Here is a 15,638-nt window from a genome sequence, read left to right as displayed (position 1 = left end):
TTAATGGGCGCTAAGTGACCCCGCGTTGGTTTGTGCGAGGTATGCGTCGAGGGTGGCGCTGCGGTGGCGGCGGGCGGCTTGTTCGATGGTGTCGGCGTCGGCATTGCTTTCGATGAGCTGAAGCAGCGCCTCGTGCTCTTTGACGGATTCCTGCGCACGGCCAGGGACGAAGCGGAATGTCGAGGCCCGGATCGAGGCCAGCCGGTTCCAACCCCGGTGCACGAGGTCCAGGATGTGCGGATTGGGGCAGTGTTCGAAGAGCACGCTGTGGAAATCCTGGTTCAGCGCCGTGAAGCGGACCGGATCGAAATGCTCCAGGCAGTCGCGCATCTCGGCATTGACCGCACGGGCCCGGGCGATGGCCACGGAGTCGATCAAGGGGGCCGACAATGCCGTGGCCGCTCCCTCGATGATGCTCAGGGTCTGCATCGTGTACAGGTACTCCGTCGGATCGATCCCGGAGACCGTGGCGCCGACGTTGCGCTCGAACTTCACGAGCCCCTCGGCCTCCAGGCGGCGGATCGCCTCCCGGACCGGAACCACGCTCACGCCGAGGTCCTCGGCGATCTTGGCCAGCACCAGCCGGTATCCCGGCGTGTAGGTGCCCTCCACGATGCGCGCCTTCACGGCGGCATAGGCCTGCTCGGACTTGCTCCCGACGGCGGTTTCAGTCACCTTGGGCTCCTTCCCACTCCTGGTAACGGGCACGCCACTGGGCGTTCATCGGGTACAAACCGTCCACGCTGTTGCCCTGCTTGACCATCTCGAAGATGAACGATTCTTCCTTCTCCTGCTCGATGCACTCATCCACCAGCTCCTCCGCGATGGCCGGCGGGATCACCAGGATCCCGTCCGAGTCGGCCACGATGATGTCCCCGGGCTGGACCGTGGCCCCGCCGCAGGCGATGGTGATGTCCGTGTCCCACGGGATGTGGCGCCGGCCCAGCACGGCGGGGTGCGGGTTGGCGAAGTAGGTGGGCATGTCCAGTCCTGCCACGGCAGAAAAGTCCCGCACGCCGCCGTCGGTGATGATGGCCGCGGCACCGCGCATCTGGGCACGCAGCGCCAGGATGTCTCCGACGGTCCCTGTGCCCTTTTCTCCCCGGGCCTCCATGACCAGGATCTCGCCTTCGTTCACGGAGTCGATCGCCCGTTTTTGGGCGTTGAACCCTCCGCCGTGGGTCGTGAAGAGGTCCTCACGGTTGGGGACATAGCGCAGCGTCCGGGCGAGCCCGACGACGCGGCGGTCCGGGCGGGTGGCCTGCAGGCCGTCGATGCTCACGTTGTTCAGCCCGCGCTTGCGCAACTGGCTGGACAACGTCGCGGTCGCCACGCTTTCGAGCTTCTTCTTCAGCTCCGGGGTCAGGACAGGCACGACGGCGGGAAGCCCCGCTGCTTCCCGAGAACCGTATGCTTCCTCCCGCTGCGTGTCGTCGGATTTGGGCCGAGCGCCGAAGTCCGCGAACGCCGTCGTACCTTCCGTCACGGTGGTGGCCAAGCGACCGCTGCTGAAGTCGCCAGCGGTGACTTCAACCTCGACGACGTCGCCGGGTTGGGCGACGGAAGCGCCGGCCGGGGTGCCGGTCAGGATGATGTCCCCGGTTTCGAGGGTGAGGAGCTGGGACAGATCGGCGACGAGGCGCGCGAAGGGGAACAGCAGGTCTTCGGTGGTGTCGTCCTGGACGAGTTCGCCGTTGTGCCAGGTGCGGATCCGCAGCCCGGAGGGGTCGACGTCGGCGGCCGGAATGAGCGCGGGGCCTACCGGGGTGAAGCCGTCGCCGCCCTTGGACCGGAGGTTGGAGCCCTTGTCCGCGTAGCGGAGGTCGTAGACGCCGAGGTCGTTGCTGGCCGTGACCCATTGGACGTGGCTCCAGGCGTCTTCCAGACCCACGCGGCGGGCGGGCGTGCCGATGACCAGCGCGATCTCGCCCTCGTAGCCGAGGAGTTCACAGCCAGCCGGACGCTCCACCGTTGAGCCGCTGAGGGCAAGGGACGACGAAGGCTTCAGGAAGTACGAAGGCTGCTCCGGCGTACGTCCGCGCTGCGCTGCCCGGCTGGGGTAGTTGATATGCACCGCGATGACCTTGCGGGCCGCGGCCAGGGTGTGGTCGGTGACCTGTTCCAAGTTTCACTCCTCATCGAGTACGAAATCGTATACGATAACTATGACCCTGGAGTTTCGGGACGTCAACCCCCTGCATCCCCGGACGGATCGCGAGGCCCTTGTAGCCCCCGTCACGCCTGCCGTACAGTATGAATCCAGACAAAGGTTCAAATAAAGAATTCACAGTTCTATAATTGAACAACCGCACAATGAAGTGAGGAAAGCCCATGCAGTTCCACCACCACGGTTATGTATCCGGCGACCCGCGTGTCCAGGCGGCCGCCGGCGTCGGCATCAACAGACCCACTGATCTTCCCGACGAGGTCGACGTACTCATCGTCGGCAGCGGGCCCGCCGGCATGATCGCCGCCGCGCAGTTGTCCCAGTTCCCGGGCGTCACAACCCGTATCGTGGAGCGTCGCCCCGGCAGGCTCGCGATCGGGCAGGCCGACGGGATCCAGGCCCGGAGCGTGGAGACATTCCAAGCCTTCGGATTCGCCGAGCGGATCATTGCCGAGGCGTACCGGATCACCGAGATGGCGTTCTGGAAGCCGGACCCGTCAGACCCTTCACGCATCATCCGTACCGCGCGGGCCCTCGACGATCCGACCGGGGATATCAGCGAATTCCCGCACCTGATCGTCAACCAGGCGCGCGTGCTGGACTACTTCGCCGAGTACATGGCGAACTCCCCCACCCGCATGACCCCCGACTACGGATACGAGTTCCGCGGCCTCGAAGTCACCAATGACGGTGACTACCCAGTCACCGTCACGCTCCTCCACACCGCCGGACCAAACGAGGGCCAGGAACGCATTGTCCGGGCCAAATACGTCGTGGGCGCGGATGGCGCGCGGAGCAAGGTGCGCGAGTCGATCGGCTGCACCCTCGCCGGCGACCAGGCCAACCACGCTTGGGGCGTCATGGACGTCCTTGCCGTCACGGACTTCCCCGACATCCGCACGAAGTGCGCCATCCAGTCCGGCACGGGCGGCAGCATCCTCCTGATCCCGCGCGAAGGCGGCCATCTCTTCCGCATGTACGTCGACCTTGGCGAGGTGGATCGGAACGACAACCGCTCCGTGCGGAACACCACCATCGAGGAGATCATCTCCAAGGCCAACGACATCCTCCATCCCTACACGCTCAATGTGCGTAACGTCGCCTGGCACAGCGTGTACGAAGTGGGCCACCGCCTCACGGACAGGTTCGACGACATCCTGCCGGACCAGCGCGGCACGCGCACACCGCGCGTGTTCATTGCCGGCGACGCATGCCACACCCACAGCGCGAAGGCCGGACAGGGAATGAACGTCTCCATGCAGGACGGCTTCAACCTGGCATGGAAGCTCGGACACGTACTCGAAGGCCGCAGCCCGGAGAGCCTCCTCTCCACGTACTCCGCCGAGCGCCAAGTCATTGCCAAGAACCTCATCGACTTCGACAAAGAGTGGTCCACGCTCATGGCGAAGAAGCCCGAGGAATTTGAGGACCCCACCGAGCTGGAGAACTTCTACGTGAGCACCGCAGAGTTCCCTGCCGGCTTCATGACCCATTACGCTCCCTCGCCGCTGATCGCCGAGCCAACACATCAAGGCCTGGCCACGGGATTCACCATCGGTAAGCGTTTCAAGTCCGCGCCCGTGGTGCGCGTCTGCGATACCAACCCGCTACAGCTCGGCCACCAGGCCAAGGCTGACGGACGGTGGCGCATCTACGTCTTCGCGGACGCTGCGGGTGCGGGAACGGCACAGGGGGGAGCGTCCGCCGTCGCCGACTTTGCCGAGTGGATCGCGAACTCGCCGGACTCGCCGCTGGCCGCAACGCCGTCGGGCGCTGACCGGGACGCGTGGTTCGACGTGAAGGTGATCTACCAGCAGGAGCACACGAGCGTCGACATCGGAGCGGTGCCGGAAGCATTCAAGCCGGAGGTCGGACCGTTCAAGCTCACCTACCTTGAGAACGTCTACGGCACCGATCCTTCGGCAGACATCTTCGAGTTGCGCGGCCTTGACCGCGGCGGCGTCGTGGTGGTGGTGCGGCCGGACCAGTACGTGGCGAACGTCTTGCCCTTGACCGCGACGGCGGAACTCGCCGCGTTCTTCGCGCCCCTCCTTCGATCGGGACGGACCGCAGCGGTCTGAGCTGTTGGCGCGTTCCGGCGTGCGGGACCAACGCAAGGGTTCATTCTGTCGGTGGCCCGTCGTAGGGTACCGGCATGGACATCATCATGGTTCCCGGATTCTGGTTGGACGCTTCTTCGTGGTCGGAGGTCACGCCGCCGCTCGTTGCTGCGGGCCACACGGTCCACCCGCTCACGCTGCCTGGGCTGGAGGCAATTGACGCCCCGAGGTCCGGTATCGGCCTCAGGGATCACATCGAGGCAGTAGTGGCAGCCGTCGACGCCGTTGGCAGTCCTGTTGTACTGGTCGGCCACTCCGGTGGAGGTGCCATCATCCACGGCGCCGTCGACGCCCGCCCGGACCGGGTGGTCCGGGCGGTCTACGTGGACAGCGGACCGCTTGGCGAGGGCGGCGTCATCAACGACGAACTGCCTGTCGAGGGCGATGCCGTGCCCTTGCCGCCATGGGAGCTGTTCGAAAATGAGGACCTCGTGGACCTCAACGAGGAGCTGCGGGCCGCGTTCCGGGCACGCGCCATCCCGGAGCCAAAGAACGTGACCACGGATAAGCAGCGCTTGCACGATGCGCGCCGCTACGACGTCCCCGCCACCATCATCGCGTGCGAGTTCCCCTCCAGCCTGCTCGGCGAGTGGATCGAATCCGGCCACCCGTTCGTGGCCGAGCTCGCACGCATCAACGACGTGGAATTCATGGATCTGCCCACCGGACACTGGCCCCAGTTCACGAAGCCGCATGAACTCGGCGAGGCCATTCTTGCGGCGGTTGAGCGGACGGGTTAGTCACCGCACCGAATGGCTCGTTTCGGGCTTACGGTAGCTGTCCACAGTGACCTCCAGTGCTTGGTCCCACGATGTTGCCTTAACACCCAGCATCTTCCGCGTCTCCTCGGAGTCGATCACGAAGGGCATCGTGAATTGGTAGCTGGAAGCTGAGATCTCGCGCATGATCGGAATGACGGTGCCGAGGGCTTTAAGTGACCACTGCGGGATCGGGGCCACCCGGCCATTCACGCCCCAACGCTCATTCACCTGCCGCGCGATTTCCGAGCGCGGGACGGATGCACTCGGCACATGCCAGGCCCGTCCCCATTCGCCCGGGTGGTCTGCGGCCGCGATAAGTGTCGCGGCGATATCGGGCAGGAAGCTCCAACTGTGCTCCAGTACGGGGTCCCCCACGACACGCGCCGTTTTGGAGGCCAGGAGTGGTTGAAAAAAGCCGCCGCCAAGATGAGTCGACATCCCCGCCGCCCCAGGACCGAAGTAGTCGCTCGCCCGAACCTCCACGGCCCGGATTTCACCGCGTTCGTGCGCGGCAAGGACTTTCTCCCAACCCGCTTTGCGCACAAGGCCCTTCTTCTCGGTGGTGGCGAGCTGTGAATGCTCGGTCATCGGACCGTCCGGCGGGCCGTACGCATAGAGGTTGCCCATGAGCACAAGACCGGCCCCGGAGTCACGCGCCGACTTGATCACAGCGTCGAAGATCGGAGGCCAATCGGCTACCCAATTGGTGTAGGGCGGATTGGTGCAAACGAAGATCGTGTCGGCTCCCCGCGCAGCCCCTGTCACGTCGGCCGGGCTGCTCGCGTCCAGTTTCACGGGAGTCGCCCCGGGGACCGTAGTGCCGCTGCGCGTGCCGAGAGTTATCTGGTCTCCACGGGCGGAGAGCTGCCTCGCGAGCGTCCCGCCTACGAGTCCGGCGCCGAGGATAAGATGGCGTGCCACGATGGTTTCTCCCTAACTCTCCGGCGATGCTTTGCTGGTGACGTCGCACCGAAGTACGGCGCAGCCGCTTACCCTTGACAAGATCCGAGGGTGGAATGAATGATACGAGCCTCATCAGCTTTGTACCTACCGGTGGTCAATAGCTGAATTGGTGTCTAACAATGTCGAAAGAGCACATTGACTGTATTCGTGTGGGCATGTTTTTCAGTCGGGTTGCTTGCGTTGCTCCTGAACTGGATGAGCGTGATCGGAACACTGATCGTGCCACGTCCGCTGCACAGCAACCTTTCACGGATGACCCATTTGGTCACTGCGAAAATCTTCTTTGTCATCACTAAGCCCGTCTCCTCGTACGAAGTACGTGATCGGATCCTTGCCTGGCAGTCCCCCATGGCGCTGTTCGTCCGCCTGCTGGTTTGGGTGATCGTGTTCGACTTGTCGTTCAGTCTCCTGCTTCTTCCCTTCGTCGACGGTGACCTCTGGCAAGCCGCAAGCGAGGCTGGCTCCGCGATGTTCACGCTTGGCTATGCTGCTCCATCGAATGTCGGCAACACCGTGTTGGTTTACGTCGCCGCCTATACCGGGTTGATCGTGATCGCTCTGCAGATCGGTTATCTGCCAACGCTGTATGCAGCTTTCAACAGGCGGGAGGCGGAGGTGACCCTCCTCGTATCGAGGGCAGGCTCACCCTCATGGGGACCCGAGCTTCTGGTGCGCACACGGTTTGGGATGGCCGCCCAAACCAGCACCAGCGAGCTCAGCGAGCTTTACCAAAGGTGGGAGCGATGGGCCGCGGATGTCGCCGAATCACACAGCACCTACCTGACGCTGGTATGGTTCCGTTCGCCTTCACCGCAATCGAACTGGCTCAACTCCCTCCTCAGCGTCATGGACGCGGCCGCGTTGCAGCTTTCCCTGAGTCCGGGGTCCGCCCCGAGCACCCGGGCTCGGCTGGTCATTCGGATGGGATTCACCTGCCTGAACCAAGTGGCCCGGGCCATCCGGATCCCGGTCGACGAAGACCCCGATCCCGATTCCGAACTCGATGTGACCTTTGAAGACTTTCAAGCGGCCGTGGAACTCATGCGGACCGTCGATTACCCGATTGAGGTAACGGCGGAGCAAGCATGGCCACATTTCAGGGGCTGGCGCGTCAACTACGAACGGGTCGCATACGCCCTTGCCTACGCGATCGATGCCCCACCATCAATGTGGAGCGGCCCACGACGCTTCGCATCCGAACCGGTCATGCCGCACAGGCCGAAGAACCGCACTTCCAAGGACGTCAAGCCGGACGATCCGCAAATGATTGCCCAGAGGAAGACACGGTGACAGCAAGGTGCAAGGATGGCAACGCACATGACGGTTGAACTGCATCGAAGAGGAGAAGCACCATGCCCATGATCGACGTGTACGCCACCGCAGGGACTTTCGCAGACAAACACCAGCTCGCGATTGACCTGGCGTCGACGGTGATGCGTGTGGAGCAGGTGCCGGATATCCCGATGTTCCGCAAGAACACGGCGGCATTCATCCATGAACTCCCGGCGGGGGATCTGTCGAATGTCGACGGCGACAGCAACTACGTGCGCGTCCAGGTGCTCACGAACGCGGGCGCGCTGAACCGCGAAAAGCAGCTCGCCGTTGTCGAACAACTCACCGCGCTCGTCGCGACGTCGGCCGCGGACCCGACGCTGCCTGATCGAACCTGGGTCCTGCTCACGGAAGCGCCCGACGGCGGCTGGGGCCTCAACGGCCACGCCAACACTAACGAGGAACTCATCGCAGCCGCGCGTGCACAGATTGCCTCACTCCAGGGGCACACCCCGCAGGCCTGACTTCCGGCAGCAAGCCTGGCTAGGGGCGCCAAGCGCCCCTGACGCGGACTTGGCTACTCGCGCGGACTTGGCTACTCGGCAAACACCTGCTTGGCGACCGCCATGGCGGACATCGCCTTGGGCCAGCCCGCATAGAACGCCAGGTGCGTAATAGCCTCGCTCAATTCGGTTTCGCTGAGTCCGTTTGCCTTCGCGAGACGCAGGTGGCCAAAAAGCTGTTCAGTGCTGCCGCTTGTCACGAGACAGGCAACGGTAATGAGGCTCCGGTCCCGCTTGGCCAATTCGGGGCGTTCCCAGACGTCAGCGAAGAGAACGTCGTCGGTGAGTGAGGCAAGTTTGGGCGAGATGTCTCCGACGAGTTGCTGGGCACGGGATGGTTCGGCCATGGGGTTCTCCTTGTTAGTGAAAGCTTGTCGACTTGCTTTCAATCCTAGGAATGGCCACCGGAATGAGGCAGGGTCCGCTATTACCTGTTTCCCGATGAACTCCGCGGGCCGGGGTTAGAGCGGCGGATATCTTCTGAGGCCTACCACTCCGCCTGCGGCGATGAGGGTTCCGCCGAAGGCCAGCAGGATTCCAGCCACTGAAACGCTTGGAGCAATGGGATGGTCACTCTGGGCGGGGGCGCCCGGGTCAATCCGGGTAGCGGTCGCCGCAGAGGTTGAATTTTGCGTCGAGGGGCTCAGGCTGGAAACGATCGGCGAAGGCACTGTAGCTGTGGTTGCCGCCGGTGGCGCGGCCTGAGTTGGGTCCGCCCGCACGGTCACCGCCGTCGAAGGCGTTGAAGCGCCACCGGACGGAACCGCGACGCCGGGATCCGGCTGGGGTTGCGGTTGTACAGGCGGGATAGCCGTGGCCGACGGAGTGGGTTTTTCCGATGGCCGGGGAGATGGGGAGTTGGCGGGAGAGCACATGCCAACCACCCCCAGAAGCCCTTGCGAATCGCAGTTTGCGGCCCCCGCTCTCTCTGCTGGCGCAAGTGCGATCAGGCACAACGCGAAAGGGAGCGCGACGAGGGCAACTGGAACCTTCCGGCGAGTCATGGCTTCGACTCTACCTACTCTGCGGCAACTTGGCAGGCGGGCGGCGTTCGCTTCAGTCCCCGAGCTGACCCAGAATCCGGGCCAATTCGGCGCGATCTTCTGCGCTGAGCCGGGCAAAGTACTCGGAAGACTTGCCACGCCTTTCAGCGCTGATCTTCGCAAAGAGTTGCTGCCCGTCCCTGGTGGCGGCGACGAGGGTGGCGCGCCGGTCCGTGGGGTCCGGATCGCGGCGGACGAGGCCTTTGACCTCGAGCTGGTCCACCACTTCCGTGGCCGATCGTGGCGCAATGCGCAGCCGTTCCGCCAAGTCTTTCAGCCGAATCGGGTCCCCTGGCGCCGGGCGCATAAGAGTCATGAGCGCCCGCCATTGGTGCGGCGTCAGCTCCCACGGAGACAGCTGCTCGGCCCAGGTCCGGCGCAGCCCCCGGAAGGCGGCATGGAAGAGATCGCCAAGGTCGGCAGAATCTGAGGGCTGTGACTGCATTCTGTCAGTCTAGCAATTTGACCTGTAGCCACATAGTGAGGTAACCTCTGTATTAGTAGGCGCGATTCCCGCGCCCCGCTCGCCACTGGAGGTGGTGCTTATGACGGAGAACATCCTCACCCAAAATCCCCATCGACCGGGCGTCGGAGCCCGAAGTCCCGGCCGCGGCCCCGCCCGCCTCAATCCCGCGGACCGTACCCAGTTGAAACAGCACCCCGTGAGCCTCAAACGGATCGCCGGGCTGTTCACCCCGCACAAGGCGACCATCGCCGTCGTCGTGCTTCTCATCAGCGCTTCCAGCATCATCGGCCTGGCGCAGCCGTTCCTGGTCCGCCACATCATCGACGTCGCGCTGCCCGGCAAGGATCTGCCGCTGCTCGCGTGGCTGGCCGCCGGATTGATCGCCGTGGCCGCCGCAACCGCGCTGATCGGCGTGCTGCAGACGTGGATGACCACGGGCATGGGCCAGAAGATCATGCACACCTTGCGCACGCGCCTGTTCACCCACTTGCAAAAGCAATCGCTCGGATTCTTTACCCGGACCCGCAGTGGCGAGGTGCAGTCGCGGTTGAACAACGACATTTCCGGCCTGCAGCAAGTCATCACCTCCACCGCGACCGGTGTTGCGTCCAACCTGACCACGGCCATTGCCACCGCCATCGCCATGGTGGCCATTTCGCCCGGGCTCTCGCTCTTGTCCCTGATAGTGATACCGCCGGCTGTCTGGTTCACCCGCCGGGTGGCCCTGCTCCGGCGCAACATCACGTCAACGCTGCAAAGCGAGCTGGCCACCATGAACACCCAGGTCGAGGAAGGGCTGTCAGTCTCCGGCGTCAGGCTCTCCAAAACCCTCGGAACCACCAAGCGCGACGCCCACCGCTACACGGAAAGCTCCAAAAGGCTGATCGGCCTGGAGATGCGCTCCCAGTTGGCCGGCCGCTGGCGCATGGCCACCATGGGCATAATCTTCTCGGCCATTCCGGCGCTGATCTACCTCGCCGCCGGACTGCCCGTCACCAGCGGCGGCATGACCATCGGCACGCTCGTGGCGTTCACCGCGCTGCAAGGCGCCATCTTCCGCCCGGTCATGAGCTTGCTGGATCTCGGCGTCCAATGGGTCACCGCAATGGCCCTGTTCAGCCGCATCTTTGAGTACCTGGACTTGGCTCCCGAGATCACTCCCCCGGCGCGGCCCGTCCCGCTGGACCCGGCCGCAGTGCGCGGCGAGGTCCGCTTTGAGGGCGTCCGTTTCGCGTACGACGGCGGCACGGACGTTCTGCTCGACGTCGACCTTAAGCTTCCGGCCGGCACCAGTACCGCGATCGTGGGCCCCACGGGCTCCGGCAAATCGACGCTGGGCTCGCTGGTCCCGCGCCTGCATGACGCCACCGCCGGGCGGATCACCATTGACGGCGTCGACGTGCGCGACATCGCCCCTGAGGACCTGACGAAAATCGTTGGCGTGGTGTCCCAGGAGACGTACTTGATTCACGACACCATCCGGGAAAACCTGCTGCTGGCTGCACCCGGCGCGGACGACGCAGTGCTGTGGAGCGCGCTGGCCTCGGCACAGATCGCGAACCTGATCGCAAGCTTGCCCGACGGCCTGGACACCATGGTCGGCGCTCGGGGCCACCGCTTCTCCGGAGGAGAACAGCAGCGCTTGGCGATTGCCCGAACCATCCTGCGCAATCCGAAAGTGCTGGTCCTCGACGAAGCTACCTCCGCCCTGGACAACGCAACCGAGGCCCATGTCCAGGCGGCGCTCGACCGGCTGGCCGTCGGCCGGACTACGCTCACCATCGCCCACAGGCTCTCCACCGTGGAGAAAGCCGATCAGCTCGCAGTGCTCTCGCGCGGTGCCATCGTGGAGTTCGGAACGCCCGGAAACCTTCGCGATTCAGGCGGCGCGTATGCGCGGCTTGTCGAGGCCGGGGAGACTGTCGGGTTTGCCGGTCATGCTGCCGCAGCAAGGCTCACGGCATGAACCGGTACCCGATCCCTACCTCGGTGATCAGATGGCGCGGGTTCCCGGGCTCCGGTTCCAGTTTCCGGCGGAGCTGGGCCATGTACACGCGCAGGTAATTGGCCTCCTTGGCGTAGGCCGGGCCCCACACCTCGCTGAGGAGCTGCTGTTGGGTGATCAGCTTCTCGGGATTGCGCACGAAAAGATCCAGGATCCTCCACTCCGTCGGCGTGAGGCGGACGTCTTCGCCGTCGCGCGTCACGCGTCTCATGGCAAGGTCCGCAGTGAACGATTCAGTGACCAGCACGGGCGCTTCTTCGCCCGGGTCAGAGGTGCGCCGCAGGATCGCCCGGAGGCGCGCGAGCAGCTCGTCGAGCCCGAACGGTTTGGTGATGTAGTCGTCCGCGCCGGCGTCCAAGGCTTCCACCTTGTCGTCCGAGCCGTGACGCGCGGAGAGGACCAGGATGGGTACGCTACTCCACTCACGCAAGCGGGTGATGACTGTGGTTCCGTCGATGTCTGGCAGCCCCAGGTCGAGGATCAAGACGCCAACCGGGTGCTGGGCGGCAGAGCGCAAGGCCGATTCGCCGTCGGACGCTGTGGCCACAGTGTAACCGTGGGCTTGGAGCGTAATCCGCAAGGCCTTGACGATGTGGGGATCGTCGTCCACCACCAGGACGTGGCTCATCCCGCCTCCCCGGAGGCGCTATCCGGACTGCCCGACGGCGGCATGTGGCGGTGCTGCAAAAGAACGGATTGCGCCTCCAAGGGAGCTTGCGCCTCCTCGTGCGGGATCGCGACCCCTGTGGATAGCGGAAGCCGGATGACCATGGTCAGGCCGCCGCCCGGAGTCTCTTCCGCGGTGAGCGTGCCTCCCATCGCCTCCGTGAATCCCTTGGCCACGGCGAGCCCCAAGCCAACCCCGGTGGTGGAAGGGACGTCGTTGAGCCGTTGGAACGGCTGGAACATCCTGACGACGCTTTCGGCGGGGACTCCTTGGCCGTGGTCGATGATGCGCAGTTCTCCGGACGGCCTCCCGTCCAGGGTGGACGAGCTGAAGCCACCAGCGGCTCCCACCAGCACAACATCGGAATCCGGAGCGTACTTGATGGCATTCTCCACGATGTTTGCGATAACGCGTTCCAGCATCCCGGCGTCGGCGTCGATCTCCGGCATGTTCCCGGGCAGGTCGACGCGCACCCGCCCCGGCGGCATGCCGTGGAGGGCCGTGGGGATCACTTCGTACCAGCGCACCGGGCGAATGAGGGCGTTCACCGAGTCCGAGGTAATGCGGGACATGTCCAGGAGGTTCCCCACGAGGACGTCGAGCCTGTCCGAGCATTCCTCGATGGTTGCCAGCAGTTCCTGTTCCTCCTCCGGTGTGTAGTGGACGTTGCTTTGCCGCAAGCCGCCGACGGCCAATTTGATCCCGGCCAGCGGAGTCCGCAAGTCGTGGGAGACCGCGCGCAGGATGGAGGTTCGCATGGTGTTGCTTTCGGCCAAGCGCCTGACTTCACGTCGGCTTGCCGCCAATTGCCGCCGCTCGAGCTGGGCCGAAAGGTGCGCGCCGAAGGCGCTGAGTAGGCGGCGGTCGCTGGCTGGCAGGATGCGGCCGGACAGGACCAGGCGGGTTCCGGCGTCGATCTGTTCGGTGTTTTCGCCGCCGTCGGCAGGGAGGGGTGCGGCCTCTCCGGCCTTGGCGACGAGGCGCCAGCCGCCCGCCGTCCCGCCGCCCGGGCCCGCCGTGCCAGCCCTGTACAACGCAGCCCCGCGCATCTGGAATACGTCCAACGCTTGCTTCAAAAGTCCTTCGACGGTGTCCTCGGCGCTCGATGCCCCGCGCGTGAGGTCACCCAGGGTGGTGGCCTCGGCACGGGCACGGGCGGCTTCCTTGGAGCGCCTGGCCGAGACGTCCACCACGGCCGCAACAGCGGCTGAAACGCCCACGAAAACCAGCAACGCGATGATGTTCTCGGGGTCGCTGATGGTCAGGGTCCCCACGGGCGGTATGGAGAAGAAGTTCACCAACAGGCTGCTCCACAAGGCACCGAGCAGAGCGGGCCACAACCCGCCCACCAGGGCGACGGCAACCGAGCCCGTCAACTGGAGGAGCACCGCCGTCGTGATGTTGTGGGAAGGACTCGCCGCCAGCAGGAGCTGCAAAAGAACCGGCAGGACCACCGCCATAGCAAACCCGACGACCACCCTTGTGCGGCCAAGGTCCCGCTGCCGTGGACGGTCCACGCCCCGGCCGCCCAAGGGATGCGAAACCATGTGCACGTCAATATCGCCGGAGTCACGCACCACCCGGTTGCCGATCCCCCGCCCGGTCAGCCTGGCGACGAGGCTCCGGCGCCGGGAAATCCCGACGACGATCTGCGTCGCGTTCACGCTGCGGGCAAAGTCAAGCAAGGCCTTCGCCGGGTCCTCCCCTGCCACCGTGTGGTAGCTGCCACCCAAGTCCCGGACCAACAGGCGCTGGGCTTCCAGCGCCTGCGGAGATTCCGAGGCCACACCATCAGCGGCGCGGACGTGCACGGCGAGCAGGTCGCCGCCATTGACGCGCTTGAGGATCCGGGCGGCCCGGCGGACAAGGACCTCCCCTTCCGGCCCGCCTGTGAGGCCGATGACGATGCGTTCGCGGGCGGGCCAGCTCGCCTCGATCCCCTGTTCCGAACGGTACTTCGCGAGCCCTTCGTCCACGCGGTCGGCCAGCCACAGCAGCGCCAGTTCCCGTAATGCCGTCAGGTTGCCCATCCGGAAATAGTTGGACAGGGCAGCGTCGATCTTGTCCGCCGAATAGATCTTGCCGTCGCCCAACCGTTGCCGCAACAGCTCCGGTGAGATGTCCACAAGATGGATTTGATCGGCACGCCGCACGACGTCGTCGGGCACTGTCTCCGCCTGCCGGACGTCGGTGATGGCACTCACGACGTCACCAAGGGAAGCCAGGTGCTGCACGTTGACGGTGGAGAGGACGTTGATGCCGGCGTCGAGCAGTTCCTCGACGTCTTGCCAGCGCTTTGCGTTGCGGCTTCCGGGGATGTTCGAGTGGGCGTATTCGTCGACGACGGCGATGCGCGGCTTGCGTGCCAAGACTGCGTCGACGTCCATCTCTTCAAAGCTGGTGTCCCGGTACGCAATCGTGTGCGGCGGGATGACTTCCAATCCGTCCATCAAGGCACGGGTGTCGCTGCGCCCATGGTCCATGGCGAAGGCCACCACCACGTCTTCACCGCGGCCGCGCAGCCGGTGAGCCTCCTCAAGCATGGCGTAGGTCTTCCCTACTCCCGGGGCTGCCCCGAGGAAAATGCGCAACGTTGCCCGTGCCATGTGGTCATTCTTTCACTTGTTTAACGCGTCGGTTGCCCGCAAGAAAGCCAGCCTTTTTGACCGGCGCGTCTGCCCGCCGGGGAACTTTCGGAGCGGTAGTCTCACGATCAGCAATACATGTGCCTCGGGGGATGGTTCTCTTTACGGCTGCGTCACCGCGGCCACTGTCCTTGCCGACCGTGGCTTCGGTTTGAGCGTGGCGGTAAAGGAGAAAGCAATTACTGGCATACAAGATAGCCCCAGGATGTCCACCGGGCGCGCACGCCTTCAATTCCCCCGTACACAGCGCCTCCATCGATTCGGAGCCGCAATAGCAATTGGCGTTTGCCTGTCCCTGTTGCCCGCCCCGGCCATGGCAAGCCCAACACCTGCACCGTCACCCTCAGCCTCCACGGACTCCGTGGCACCACAGGTTCCCGGGACCGGGGTCCCCGCGCAGGTGCCTGTGACGCCGTCGCCATCATCGACGACGTTACCCGCGCCCGGGCCGACCGGGCCGGCCCCGACGCCGGCTCCCACCGCGACGCCGGTTCCGACACCGGGCGCCACGCCGCCAAAGGCAATCGAACCTTCGCCCGCCACGTCAGCCACCCCTGCACCTTCCTCCACAACCGTAAAGGCATCCGGCTTCGCCGTCCCTGGCGCGATCGGCGCCAAGCACGAAAGCCTCGGCGGTGACGCCGGCGTACTCGGCCCGGCGATTGCGGAGCAACAGTGCGATCTCCCCGGAGGGGCGTGCCGGCAGCAATTCCAGAGGGGGTGGATCTACTTCGTCCCGGGATACGGGACGTTCGCAGTTTGGGGCGCGATCAACGGCCGCTACCAACAGCTGTCCGCAGACACGGGCGGTCTGGGGTACCCGAGCAGCGACGAGCAATGCGGACTGCCTGGAGGGGCGTGCCGGCAGCAATTCCAACGCGGATCCATCTACTTCGTCCCGGGATACGGGACGTTCGCAGTTTGGGGCGCGATCAACGGCCGCTACCAACAGCTGTCCGCAGACAC

14 protein-coding genes are annotated in these 15,638 nt (G+C 64.9%); 6 read left to right on the top strand and 8 right to left on the bottom strand.

Annotation, left to right across the window (positions count from 1 at the left end; all coding sequences use genetic code 11):
• Together AC3WJU_RS03345 and AC3WJU_RS03340 are read right to left on the bottom strand one after the other, a co-directional pair.
• Positions 1-675 (bottom strand): GntR family transcriptional regulator, encoded by a 675-nt coding sequence (locus AC3WJU_RS03345; RefSeq protein ID WP_284754785.1) that lies wholly within the window; start codon positions 673-675, stop codon positions 1-3.
• Positions 668-2,125 (bottom strand): fumarylacetoacetate hydrolase family protein, encoded by a 1,458-nt coding sequence (locus AC3WJU_RS03340; RefSeq protein ID WP_492259113.1) that lies wholly within the window; start codon positions 2,123-2,125, stop codon positions 668-670. The genes AC3WJU_RS03345 and AC3WJU_RS03340 overlap by 8 nt, the downstream gene beginning before the upstream one ends.
• A 206-nt stretch (positions 2,126-2,331) precedes the next feature.
• On the opposite strand from AC3WJU_RS03340, the gene AC3WJU_RS03335 reads away from it, so the two are divergent.
• On the top strand, positions 2,332-4,248 hold the full coding sequence (locus tag AC3WJU_RS03335; protein ID WP_492259112.1) for an FAD-binding monooxygenase: 1,917 nt from the start codon (positions 2,332-2,334) through the stop codon (positions 4,246-4,248).
• A gap of 74 nt (positions 4,249-4,322) precedes the next feature.
• Complete coding sequence (locus AC3WJU_RS03330) at positions 4,323-5,027, top strand: alpha/beta fold hydrolase (protein WP_492259111.1); 705 nt, start codon at positions 4,323-4,325, stop codon at positions 5,025-5,027.
• Here AC3WJU_RS03330 and AC3WJU_RS03325 read toward each other — a convergent pair whose 3' ends face one another.
• Complete coding sequence (locus AC3WJU_RS03325) at positions 5,028-5,969, bottom strand: NAD-dependent epimerase/dehydratase family protein (RefSeq protein ID WP_492259110.1); 942 nt, start codon at positions 5,967-5,969, stop codon at positions 5,028-5,030.
• Between the two features lie 177 nt (positions 5,970-6,146).
• Here AC3WJU_RS03325 and AC3WJU_RS03320 point away from each other — a divergent pair, with 177 nt between their 5' ends.
• Positions 6,147-7,301 (top strand): hypothetical protein, encoded by a 1,155-nt coding sequence (locus AC3WJU_RS03320; protein WP_492259109.1) that lies wholly within the window; start codon positions 6,147-6,149, stop codon positions 7,299-7,301.
• A gap of 62 nt (positions 7,302-7,363) precedes the next feature.
• The gene (locus tag AC3WJU_RS03315) at positions 7,364-7,807 is read left to right on the top strand and encodes a tautomerase family protein (protein WP_492259108.1); all 444 of its coding nucleotides are present in this window, start codon (positions 7,364-7,366) and stop codon (positions 7,805-7,807) included.
• 71 nt (positions 7,808-7,878) lie between these two features.
• Here AC3WJU_RS03315 and AC3WJU_RS03310 read toward each other — a convergent pair whose 3' ends face one another.
• From AC3WJU_RS03310 to AC3WJU_RS03300, 3 genes are all read right to left on the bottom strand, one after another.
• The gene (locus AC3WJU_RS03310; RefSeq protein ID WP_492259107.1) at positions 7,879-8,193 is read right to left on the bottom strand and encodes a carboxymuconolactone decarboxylase family protein; all 315 of its coding nucleotides are present in this window, start codon (positions 8,191-8,193) and stop codon (positions 7,879-7,881) included.
• Between the two features lie 247 nt (positions 8,194-8,440).
• Entirely contained in the window at positions 8,441-8,719 is a 279-nt protein-coding gene (locus AC3WJU_RS03305; protein WP_284988926.1) for a hypothetical protein, read from the bottom strand.
• A gap of 183 nt (positions 8,720-8,902) precedes the next feature.
• A complete protein-coding gene (locus AC3WJU_RS03300; protein WP_284988925.1) occupies positions 8,903-9,334 on the bottom strand; it encodes a MarR family winged helix-turn-helix transcriptional regulator in 432 nt (143 codons plus the stop codon).
• A gap of 100 nt (positions 9,335-9,434) precedes the next feature.
• On the opposite strand from AC3WJU_RS03300, the gene AC3WJU_RS03295 reads away from it, so the two are divergent.
• Positions 9,435-11,321: an ABC transporter ATP-binding protein gene (locus AC3WJU_RS03295; RefSeq protein WP_492259106.1), complete on the top strand. Its 1,887-nt coding sequence runs from the start codon at positions 9,435-9,437 to the stop codon at positions 11,319-11,321.
• On the opposite strand, the gene AC3WJU_RS03290 is transcribed toward AC3WJU_RS03295, so the two are convergent.
• Together AC3WJU_RS03290 and AC3WJU_RS03285 are read right to left on the bottom strand one after the other, a co-directional pair.
• A complete protein-coding gene (locus AC3WJU_RS03290) occupies positions 11,311-11,988 on the bottom strand; it encodes a response regulator (RefSeq protein WP_284988923.1) in 678 nt (225 codons plus the stop codon). The two genes, AC3WJU_RS03295 and AC3WJU_RS03290, sit on opposite strands and share 11 nt — an antisense overlap.
• Positions 11,985-14,633, bottom strand: a complete 2,649-nt coding sequence (locus tag AC3WJU_RS03285; protein WP_306964576.1) for a DUF4118 domain-containing protein — start codon at positions 14,631-14,633, stop codon at positions 11,985-11,987. The genes AC3WJU_RS03290 and AC3WJU_RS03285 overlap by 4 nt, the downstream gene beginning before the upstream one ends.
• 400 nt (positions 14,634-15,033) lie before the next feature.
• Between AC3WJU_RS03285 and AC3WJU_RS03280 the strand changes: the two genes are divergently transcribed.
• A partial coding sequence (locus AC3WJU_RS03280; protein ID WP_492259105.1) for an LGFP repeat-containing protein occupies positions 15,034-15,638 on the top strand: 605 nt, incomplete at its 3' end.

Source organism: Arthrobacter sp. FW306-1B-F12A (assembly GCF_058781865.1).
The sequence above is the reverse complement of the archived record's forward strand: the minus strand, read 5'-3'. Positions and strand labels throughout refer to the sequence as shown.